This window comes from Nocardia sp. CA-136227, assembly GCF_050955695.1.
In the GTDB taxonomy this organism is placed as follows: domain Bacteria; phylum Actinomycetota; class Actinomycetes; order Mycobacteriales; family Mycobacteriaceae; genus Nocardia.
Genome location: NZ_CP192081.1, coordinates 1,664,394 through 1,674,118, shown reverse-complemented (window position 1 = coordinate 1,674,118; position 9,725 = coordinate 1,664,394). Strand labels below are relative to the sequence as shown.

The following is a 9,725-nucleotide window of genomic DNA, read 5'->3' as shown; positions in this document are numbered from 1 at the left end:
ATTCAGTTATTTCGACCACATCGCGGTACCGGTGGCCCGGTCCCGGATCTCCGCGTGCAGCGCGGCGACGTGCTCGTTGAGGAAGAAATGGCCCCCGCGAAACTCGCGCAACTCGAACTCGCCGTGCGTGTGCGCCCGCCATTCGGCCATCTCGGCGACGGTGGCCTTGGGGTCGAGGTCCCCGGTGAACGCCGTTATCCCGCAGCGCACCCGGGGCCCGCCGGTCCACCGGTAGCGTTCGATGGCGCGGTAGTCGCCGCGGATGACCGGCAGCACCATGGCGGCGATCTCCGGATCGGCGAGCGCGGCGGCGTCGGTCGCGCCCAGACGGACGACATCGTCGAGCAGTTCGGCGTCATCGGCCAGGTAGGTGCGCTCGTCGCGGCTGGTGGCGGGTGCGCGCCGGCCGGAGACGAACAGTTCGGTGAGCCGGGTCCCGGACCGTTCCAGTCGCAGCGCGACCTCGAAGGCGAGGATGGCTCCCATGCTGTGCCCGAAGAACGCGGTGGGCCGGTCCAGCCACGGAAGCAACTCCGCGGCAATGTGATCGGCGAGCCGATCGATATCGTCGACGACCGTTTCGGTGCGGCGTTCCTGGCGGCCGGGATATTGCACGGCGAGCACGTCGATTTCGGGCGCGAGGGCCTGCATCCATTTGAAGAAATAGCTCGCGGATCCGCCCGCGTACGGAAAGCAAACCAATCGGTGCGGGGCGTCGGGCGCCGGACCGAATCGGCGAATCCACGCGTTCGGAGAAGGGTTGCCGGACAGACGTTTTTCCATCACACGAATTCCCTTGTCGTATACCGAACGGTTTCGCGCCGGGCACCGGGGAGGGGTACCCGGTGCCCGGCGCGAACCGATCAGGAGGAGTGTCAGCCCATCAGGCCCAGCTGCTGCGACATCTCGAAGTTGTCGTAGCTGATGCGCCAGTAGCTGATCAAGCCGTCACGGAACTCGTAGGTGTCCATGCCCTCCAGATCGAACTTGCGCCCGGTGGCCGCGACCGGCTCCTCCGGGTGCTCCGGCGGCCAGCCGGAGATGCCGCCGGACAGGGTGCCCGTGCCGTGCCAGGGCACCACGATGCGGTTGCCGTCGAGAGACACCAGCGGCGCGCCGGTGGCCTCGAACCGCATGTCCGGGAACGCCTTGTAGGTGATCTGGGCGAAGAGGCGGAAGTCGTCGTGCCCCTTGCTGAACCGGCCGAACATGGCCGGGTCCTCGACCAGGATGTCGTCGGTGCACATGGCCAGCTGCGCGTCGATGTCGGCGGAGTTGACCGCCTTGTACCAAGCGCCCATGAAGTCGCCGATGGTGTCGGCGTCGGGCAGCGCGCCGCCCAGCCCGGCCCGGGCCTTGCGGTAGCGGTCGTCGAAGTACTCGATCTTCTCGAGCGATGTCATCGGATGCCTCCAGGGTGATCCGGTAGTGCGGTCAGTTGTCGCCGCGAACGGCCAGGGCGTGGGTGAAGTGGCCGCGCGGATCCCACGTCGCCTTGATCTCCCGCAAACGCGGCAGGGCGGCGCCGAAGTACAGCTCCTGCCACGGAATCGGCGCGGTGTGCAGCGCCGGGTCCAGCGGATCGGTGTCGGTGTAGTTCAGGACCGCGCCGTCGTTGGCGCCGCCCCGTCCCGGCACGCCACCGGTCGCGGCGTAGACGTCGGCGTAGAAGCGACGCAGCCAGGCCAGCTGGGCCGCGTCCTCCTCCGGCGTCGCCCACATCACGATGTAGAGCATCTTGATGATCGAATCCCGCTGCGGGGACGCGGTTTCCGCGGCCTCGACGGTGTTGACGTGGCCGCCGTACCCGGCGATCTCCACCAGGGTGGCGGGGTTGCCGAACGCCGGATCGGTGAGGTTGCGGTACAGCGCCGCCACCTGGTCGGCGGGCAGCGCGGTGCGCAGGTAGGCCGACTTGGCCTTGAAGCGCCCCTTGCCTTCCCAGCCGCCGCCGCCCAGATCCGCCCACGCGGTGACGTGGGAGATCCACTCGACTCGCTTGCGCGCGTCGACCCGGTAGGTGATGCCGGCGCCCTCGGCCATGGCGGCCAGGAACTCGTCGAGCAGCCGGTCGGCGTCCGGGGTGGCCGCGTCGATCTGCGAGGACATCAGGAACTCGCCGGCCGAGATGTGCCGCGGCTTCAGCGCGCTGAACAGATTCACGTACGGCGAGTCGACGCCCGCGTGCTTCTCGTGCCAGGCGGTGAAGGTGGTGAGCAGCTTGCCGAAGGCGTCCTCGGTCAGCTGATCCCAGGACCAGACGACCTCGGAGACGATCAGTTCCCGCGGCGCCGAGGGCAACTGGCCGGCCGGTTCGGCGCCCGTCGCGCCGGGCGCGCGCAGCCAGAACTTGGTGGCCAGCCCGTAGGTGCCGCCACCGCCGCCGGTGTGCGCCCACCACAGGTCCCGGTTCGGGTCGTCGGCCCGCCGGGTCGCCACGACCTTGTGGGCCTTGCCGTCCGCGTCCGCGACGACGACCTCGACGGCCTCGAGGTAGTCGACGAGATGCCCGAACTGACGCGACAGCGGACCGTAGCCCGCGTTCGTCATCTGCCCGCCCAGCGCGACCGGCGGACCGATCCCGGCCGGGACGGTGACATGCCAGCCGTCGTACAGCTTCTGGTACAGGTCGGCGGTGCTGACGCCGGGGCCCACCGCGAACGCGGACAGCTCGGCGTCGTACTCGACCGAATTCAGTTGCGACGCACTGATGATGACCTGGATGTCGGCGTTGACGATCAGGTCCTCGTAGCACGCGCCACTGCTCTGCAGCGCGAACCGCACGCCGCGATCGAGTACGTGCTGCACCGCCGCCACGGCCTCGTCGGCCGTCTTGGGCAGCAGCACGTACTCGGGCGCGCCACTCCATCGGCCGTTGAAGCTGGCCGCGAGTACGCCGTAGCGCTCATCGTCCGGCGTCACCCGTTCGACGTCGAAGGTTTCGCTCATGGGGGTGTCTCTCCTTCTGTCCGGTCAGGCGATCGGCGCCAGGCGGGCGCCCTCCGCGTCGCGAATCTCGAGGCACACGTCGCGCAGGGCGACGATCAGGCGTTCGATGTCGGACGTGGTGAGGTGGACCGACGGCTCGAACCGCAGCGTGTAGACCGCGCTCGAGGTGGGGAAGGTGCGAATGTTGTGCTCGCGCAACAGGAAACCCGACACGTAGTAGCCGAAGAAGCCGCTGCCGTCGAGTTCCCGCAGCACCTGCGAGTCCGCCTCGGCCAGGTTCGCGAACTCCAGTCCGGCCATCAGGCCGCGGCCGCGCACGTCCGCGATCACGGTCGGGAACTCGTCCCGCAGCCCGCGCAGCGCGGTCAGCAGTTCCGAACCCCGTTGCGCCGCCGTGCGATACACCTCGCCGTCGTTCGCCTCGAGCACGCCGAGCACCTTCTCCGCCATCAGGCAGGAGAAGCTGTCCTTGGCGAAGGTCGAGCTGTGCATCATCTCGAAGTCGCGCAGGTACCGCGACTCGCGCACCAGCAGCACCGCGGCCTTGGCGATGCCGCCGCCCAGGCTCTTGGCCATGGCGTAGTAGTCGCCGCGCAGGCCCAGGTGGCTGCTGGACAGGAACGCGCCGGTCCGGCCCATGCCGGACTGGATCTCGTCGACGACCACCGGGATGCCGAGGTCGGCGGCGACCCGATTGACGTCCTTGGCGAATTCCACCGGCACCTCGTGGATGCCGCCCTCGCCCAGGATCGGTTCCAGCACCAGGGCGCAGAACACCGGGAACGACCGCGGCGTCACCCGCACCCGGCCGTCGGCGATCTCCAGGTCGTGCAGGTCGCGCCGCTCGGCGGCGACGATCTCGTCGAGCGCGCCGGGCTGGTCCATCGGGACGAACCGGGCCTGGGCGGCCAGCGCCGAGAACACCGACCGGTAGATCGGGTTGTAGGTGAGCTGGACGCTGCCCGCGAGCTTGCCGTGAAAGGATCCGACGGGGCTCAGGAACAGCGGCGTGCTCGCGAACACCGCGTCGTTGTGCGCGGTCGCCGCGGCCACCAGGGCCTCGATGTCGCCCGACGCCCGCCCGTCCGCGACGGCGGCGCGCGCGGCCTCGACATTGGCCTCGAGTTCGGCCCGCAGCCCGGCGATCCGCGCGAAGCGTTCGAACTCGGCGTGCTTCATGGCGGCCTCGATGGCCTCCGCACCGCTGTTGGCGAAGATCGCGAAGTAGTTCTCGTCATCGTCCAGCTCCCGCCGGATGATCGAATTCAGCTGGGACACCACGCGATTGGCGTACGAGTGGCGCGAGAACTGGGCGTGGATCGGCGTCTGCGCGGCCAGCAGTCCGCGGGCGTGCTCGATCAGCTCGGGATTACTGTGCCCGAGCAGCGTCGAGCCGTAGCCGCCGACGAAGTCGAGGACGGCGATCTCCTGACCGTCCTTGCGGTAGTACAGGGTGTCGCCCTCACCGCGGGTGTACTCGACATCGAGTCCGGCCGTGGCCAGCACCCCGAGCAGATACGGTTCGGCGTAGTCCTGTGCGTTCTCGATCGTGGTCATCGGCTCTGGACCTCTCCGGCGCGCACCAGGTTCAAGATCTCTCCCGCAACGGTTTCCGGCGCCTGCTGCGGCTGCCAGTGCGAGGTCTTCTCCAGCGTGACCAGCCGGTACGGGCCGGTCACGTGCTGGGCGGTCTCGGTGACCGCGAGCTTGCTGACGGCGGTGTCGGTGACGCTCCAGACGAAGGTCGTCGGGACGGTCACCGGGCCGAAGCCGAACGGCTCACCGAGCAGGTTGTTGGCGCGGTACCAGTTCAACGCGGCCTCGAGCACGGCCGGGTCGCTGTGCTTGGTGACGTAGCGGCTCACCTGTTCCGGGGTCAGCACGCCCTCCCCCGCCTGGGCGAACCACGCCCACAGCTGGGCGGCGTCGTCGGCGAGGAACTGCGCGCCCGAGTCGGCCGACATGAGGAACTCGACGTACTGCGAGCTGTGCTGCTGCTCCTCGTCGACCCGGTAGGCGTGCTGGTAAGCGTCCAGGTGCGGGATGGCCAGCGCGACCAGGCTGCGCACCCGATCCGGGTGGCGCGCACCGAGATACCACGCGACCGCGGCGCCCCAGTCGTGACCGACCACGTGCGCGGACTCGACGCCCAGCGCGTCCAGGATGCCGAGCGCGTCGGCCACCAGGTTCGGCAGCGCGTAGTCGGCGACCTCGGCCGGCCGCGCGCCGTCGGAGTACCCGCGCTGATCCGGGGCGATGGTGCGCAGCCCGGCCTCGTGCAGGATGGGCGCCACGTCGTTCCAGGACTCGCGGCTGTGCGGGAAACCGTGCAGCAGGAGCACGGCGGGGCCGTCGGCGGGACCGGCGACATCGACGTCGAAGGTGAACTCACCCAGGCTGATTCGTTCCACGGTCATGACTACTCCGCGAAGATCTTGGCTTCGAGGGCCGGCTCGTGCAGCACCGTGGCGGGATCGGCCAGGCCGATGACGCGCTGGTAGGCACGCGACACGTCGCCGTCGCGGGCGGCCGCGTCCTGGACCTTGGCGATGAAGGCGTGCGCCTCGAGGATCTCCGGGGTGCGCTCACCCTGGACCTCGGGGTAGCTCAGGTCGGCGCCGATCGCCATGTCCCAGCAGCCGTCGATGGCCTCGGCGGCCAGATCGCGGAAGTAGGCCAGCGGGTCGATCTCGCCCTCGGCCTGAACGTGCTTGCGCAGCACGGCCGAACCCATGGCGGCGACCGTCATGCCCTGCGCGTAGCTGGGGTTGAAGCTCGCCACCGCGTCACCGATCACCAGGAAGCCGGCCGGGAAGGCGGTCATGCGCTGGTAGTGGCGGCGCAGGTTGGTGGGGAACTTGTAGGCGACCGGGTCGTTGAGCGGCACGGCCTGCTGCAGCGTCTCGTAGATGTCCGGCGCGGCAAGGGTCTTGATGAACGCCAGGAAGCCCTCGGGATCGGTCGGCGGGTGGTCGCCGAGGATGCCGTAGGCGGTCACGATGGCGCGGCCGCCGTCGATCTTCTGGCAGATGCAGCCGCGCGGCACACCGGCCGAGGCGACGGTGTTGATCGAGATGTCGTCGCCGAAGGCCTCGTCCGGGATGCGGTAGTACCGGGTGGCGTACCCCATGCCGATCTTGTGCTTCTCCTCCTCGACGCGGCCGAACTCGAGGTCGTCGAGCCACACCGAGGCGCGCGAACCGCGACCCGAGGCGTCCACCACCAGGTCGGCGGGGATCAGGGTCTCGTGCGAGTTCTCCGGGAACACCCACACACCGGCGATCCGCTTGCCGTCGTCGACCACCTCGAGGCGGCTGATGTCGGACTGCTCGGCCAGCTCCACGTTCGGCAGCGCCAGCACCCGCTCACGGATGTGGCCCTCGAAGAACGGACGGCTGGCGGTCAGGCAGACCAGGCCCGAGTCGACCTGAACCAGCTTCTTGCCGTTGATGATCCAGCGCACGTCCTTGGACGCGTCACCGATGGCCGCGCCGTCGGCGACCATCTTGTCGGTCACGCCGGGGAACAGCTCCTCGGCGATCTGCTGGCCGCGCGAGAGCAGCCCGTGCAGGTGGTGGCCCTGCGGCAGGCCGCGCCGCAGCAGGTTCGGACCGGTCAGGTGGTCCCGGTCGACAAGGGTTACCCGCTCGTACTTCTCGGCGAGCACGCGGGTGGCGAACAAACCGGCGAGCCCACCCCCCAATACGACGGCGCGGTTCTCTCGGGTGGTCATGGCCTGTCTCCTCTGCTCGTACCGCTCGTGCCAGTGGCTCTCCGCCCGTTCGCGCGCGGCCACGGGGTGAACGTATCCACGGGCGGCTCACCGATCGGTCATCGTCGAGACACTGGGCACGAATAGTGCTGGTACGAGCGGCTTTTCGAGGATCCGGCTCAGTCCGCGCGGCGCACGTCGAGCACCGCCTTGCCGGGGACGCGGCGGCTCACCAGGGCGTCGGCGGCGCGCAGGTAGTCGGTCCAGTCGCCGCGCCAGCCGATGGCCAGATCCAGCTGCCCGCGCTCGGCCAGGCCGACCAGTTCGGCGAGCTCGCCGCCGAGCGGGGTGCCGATGACGAAGGTCTCGATCCGCGCGCGATCGACCCGGATGCGCGCCTCCTCGAAATCGATGAGGGTCGGCTGCTTGGAGGCCTTGCCGACCGCCACCACGGTGCCGCCGGTCTCGAGCCGCAGATAGGCGTCGGCCAGCTGCTGGCCGCCGACATTGTCGATCGCGCCGAACACCCGGCCGCGCAGGGCCGCGGGACCGAGGATCACCTCGGTCGCGCCCAGCTCGGCCAGACCCGCGCCGCGGGCCGGACTGCCCACCGAGGCAACGACTTCCGCACCGGCCAGATGCGCGAGCTGCACCGCGAACCGGCCGACGCCACCGGACGCTCCGGTCACCAGCACCCGGCGGCCGGCGATGTCACCGAGCCGCCGGATCGCCTGCAGGGCGGTGACCGCGGCGACCGGAAGCGCCGCTGTCGCACCGAGATCCAGGGTGTCGGGCACCAGGGCCAGCTCCGCGGTGTCGACCGCGCGCTGCTCGGCCCAGGCCCCGCCCCAGCCGAAGGTCACCACGCGGCTGCCCGCGGGCGGACCGGAGCCGTCGGCCGCGGGGACGACGACGGTGCCGGCGGCGTCCCAGCCCGGAATGGTGCCGGTCGGCAGGTCTGGGACCCGGAAGGCGACCTCCCCGAAGTTGAACGAGAACGCGGCGACGTCGATCAGCGCCTGCGACGGGCCCGGCGTCGGGGCGGGCGCGTCGCCCAGGCGCAGCATGTGCGGGGCGGCCTGGTCGTGGACGAGTGCCTTCATCTTCAGCGCTCCTCTTCTCAGGGGATCGGCGGATATGGTCCGGGCGCACGGCCGCCCCGATTCCGTCCCGGCCGGGATCGGAAATCGGGGCGGCCGTTGCGAATTCAGTTATGGGGTGACTCAGCCCAGGGTCGGGTAGTCGGTGTAGCCGACGTGGTCGCCGCCGTAGAAGGTGGCCTCGTCGGGGGTGTTGAAGGGGCCGCCGGCCTTGATGCGGGCGTCCAGGTCGGGGTTGGCCAGCCACAGGGTGGCCAGCGCGACCGCGTCCGCCACACCGGATTCCAGCGCTTCCTTGGCGGCGTCGACCGTCGCGGGGAAGGCCTCGGGGGTGGCGTGCGGGTTGAGGATGATGCTGTTGGAGAAGGCCGCGCGCAGCTTGGTGGTCAGCTCGCGGTCGCCGCCCTCCATGATGTGCACGTAGGCGATGTCCAGGTCGGACAGCTTGGTGAGCAGCTCGACGTACAGCGGGGCCGGGTCGGCCTCGACGATGTGGTTGAACGGGTTGCCGGGCGAGAGCCGGATACCGGTGCGGTCGGCGCCGATGGCCTCGGCGACCGCGGCCACCACCTCGGTGACGAAGCGGATGCGGTTGGCGATCGAGCCGCCGTAGTTGTCGGTGCGCAGGTTGGTGTTGTCGGCCAGGAACTGGTGCAGCAGATAGCCGTTCGCACCGTGGACCTCGACACCGTCGAAGCCGGCGGCGATGGCGTTGCGCGCGGCGGCCACGAAGTCGGCGATGGTGGTGGTGATGTCCTCGGCGGTCATCTCCCGGGGCTCCGGGTGGTCGATCATGCCGTTGGGGGTGAACAGCTGCTCACCGGAGACCACCGCGGACGGGGCCAGCGGCAGCGCGTTGTCCGGGTACAGCATGGGGTGGCCGATGCGGCCGCAGTGGGTCAGCTGCGCGATGATGCGGCCGCCCGCCCGGTGCACGGCGTCGGTGACCTGGCGCCAGGCCTCGGTCTGGGCCTCGTTGTGCAGGCCCGGGGTCAGGAAGTAGCCCTGGCCGATGACGCTGGGCTGGATGCTCTCGCTGATGATCAGGCCGGCATTCGCGCGCTGCGTGTAGTACTCGGCGGTGAGCTCGGTGACGAGCCCATCCAGGGTGGCCCGGTTGCGGGTCATCGGCGCCATCACCAGACGGCTCGGCAGCTGCAACTGACCGATCGAGACCTGCTCGAACAGAGTGCTCACCTTGTACTCCTTGCTGGATCGAGTCGCGCGCCGGACTGGTGCGCGTAGTTACTTGATTGGATCAAGCACCATGCTGGCACATGTGATTTATCCAATCAAGTACCTTCGTCAAGTCTTGGCTTAGAATTTTCTGCATGGCAGTACCGGCAGGTCCCGTGAGCACATCCACCGACGTCGAGCGCGTGATGTTCGAATTCGTGGACGCCTACAACCACGCCTTCGAGGACGCCGCCCGTGACCAGGGCATGAGCATGGCCCACGCCTGCGTGCTCGGCCGGGTCGGCACACCCCGCGGGATGGGCGAACTGGCCGAGGAACTCGGCTGCGACGCCTCCAACATCACCCAGATCGTCACCCGGCTCGAGGCCCGCTCCCTGGTCCTGCGCCAACCCGACCCCGCCGACCGGCGCTTCCGGCGCATCCAGCGCACCCCCGAGGGCGAAGCCGTCAACGACGCGTTCGAGGACTCCTTCGACTTCCCCCGCCGCGCGGTCGCCAATCTGACCCCCGACGAACAACAGCAACTGGCCGACCTTCTCCGCAAAGCACTCACACCGCCCCGGTGACCACACCGGCGGCGCACACACCGAACTCATTGCGGCCCAACGCTACCCGTGGGCAAACCCTCTGATCAACGCGTGACGATCTCAGGCGCACCGCTCTGACCTGCGCGAATGCTCCCTGATGTCCCGGCGATGACCGGGCGATGACGCTCGCGGCGATAGTTTCGCCGCGGACGTGTCGTGGACACGTCGGATACGGAAGCT

Annotated in this window: 9 protein-coding genes; 1 reads left to right on the top strand and 8 read right to left on the bottom strand. The window is 69.5% G+C overall.

All coding sequences use genetic code 11. From position 1 onward, the window contains the following. Nucleotides 1–6 precede the first annotated feature (6 nt). The 8 genes from ACQP06_RS07520 to ACQP06_RS07485 all read right to left on the bottom strand — a co-directional run bounded on the left by ACQP06_RS07520 (nucleotide 7) and on the right by ACQP06_RS07485 (nucleotide 8,958). A complete protein-coding gene (locus tag ACQP06_RS07520; protein WP_433671485.1) occupies nucleotides 7–783 on the bottom strand; it encodes a thioesterase II family protein in 777 nt (258 codons plus the stop codon). A gap of 92 nt (nucleotides 784–875) precedes the next feature. Further along, nucleotides 876–1,403, bottom strand: a complete 528-nt coding sequence (locus ACQP06_RS07515) for an ester cyclase (protein WP_433671483.1) — start codon at nucleotides 1,401–1,403, stop codon at nucleotides 876–878. A gap of 31 nt (nucleotides 1,404–1,434) precedes the next feature. Next, a complete protein-coding gene (locus ACQP06_RS07510) occupies nucleotides 1,435–2,949 on the bottom strand; it encodes an FAD-binding oxidoreductase (RefSeq protein ID WP_433671481.1) in 1,515 nt (504 codons plus the stop codon). Between the two features lie 24 nt (nucleotides 2,950–2,973). Then, nucleotides 2,974–4,506, bottom strand: a complete 1,533-nt coding sequence (locus tag ACQP06_RS07505; protein ID WP_433671479.1) for an aspartate aminotransferase family protein — start codon at nucleotides 4,504–4,506, stop codon at nucleotides 2,974–2,976. After that, nucleotides 4,503–5,366 (bottom strand): alpha/beta fold hydrolase, encoded by an 864-nt coding sequence (locus ACQP06_RS07500; protein ID WP_433671478.1) that lies wholly within the window; start codon nucleotides 5,364–5,366, stop codon nucleotides 4,503–4,505. The genes ACQP06_RS07505 and ACQP06_RS07500 overlap by 4 nt, the downstream gene beginning before the upstream one ends. A gap of 2 nt (nucleotides 5,367–5,368) precedes the next feature. Beyond that, a complete protein-coding gene (locus ACQP06_RS07495; RefSeq protein WP_433671477.1) occupies nucleotides 5,369–6,682 on the bottom strand; it encodes an FAD-dependent oxidoreductase in 1,314 nt (437 codons plus the stop codon). A gap of 158 nt (nucleotides 6,683–6,840) precedes the next feature. Then, nucleotides 6,841–7,764, bottom strand: a complete 924-nt coding sequence (locus tag ACQP06_RS07490) for a zinc-binding dehydrogenase (RefSeq protein WP_433671475.1) — start codon at nucleotides 7,762–7,764, stop codon at nucleotides 6,841–6,843. Between the two features lie 120 nt (nucleotides 7,765–7,884). Continuing rightward, nucleotides 7,885–8,958: an alkene reductase gene (locus tag ACQP06_RS07485; protein WP_433671473.1), complete on the bottom strand. Its 1,074-nt coding sequence runs from the start codon at nucleotides 8,956–8,958 to the stop codon at nucleotides 7,885–7,887. A gap of 134 nt (nucleotides 8,959–9,092) precedes the next feature. On the opposite strand from ACQP06_RS07485, the gene ACQP06_RS07480 reads away from it, so the two are divergent. Further along, complete coding sequence (locus tag ACQP06_RS07480) at nucleotides 9,093–9,524, top strand: MarR family winged helix-turn-helix transcriptional regulator (RefSeq protein ID WP_357090526.1); 432 nt, start codon at nucleotides 9,093–9,095, stop codon at nucleotides 9,522–9,524. Nucleotides 9,525–9,725 lie beyond the last annotated feature (201 nt).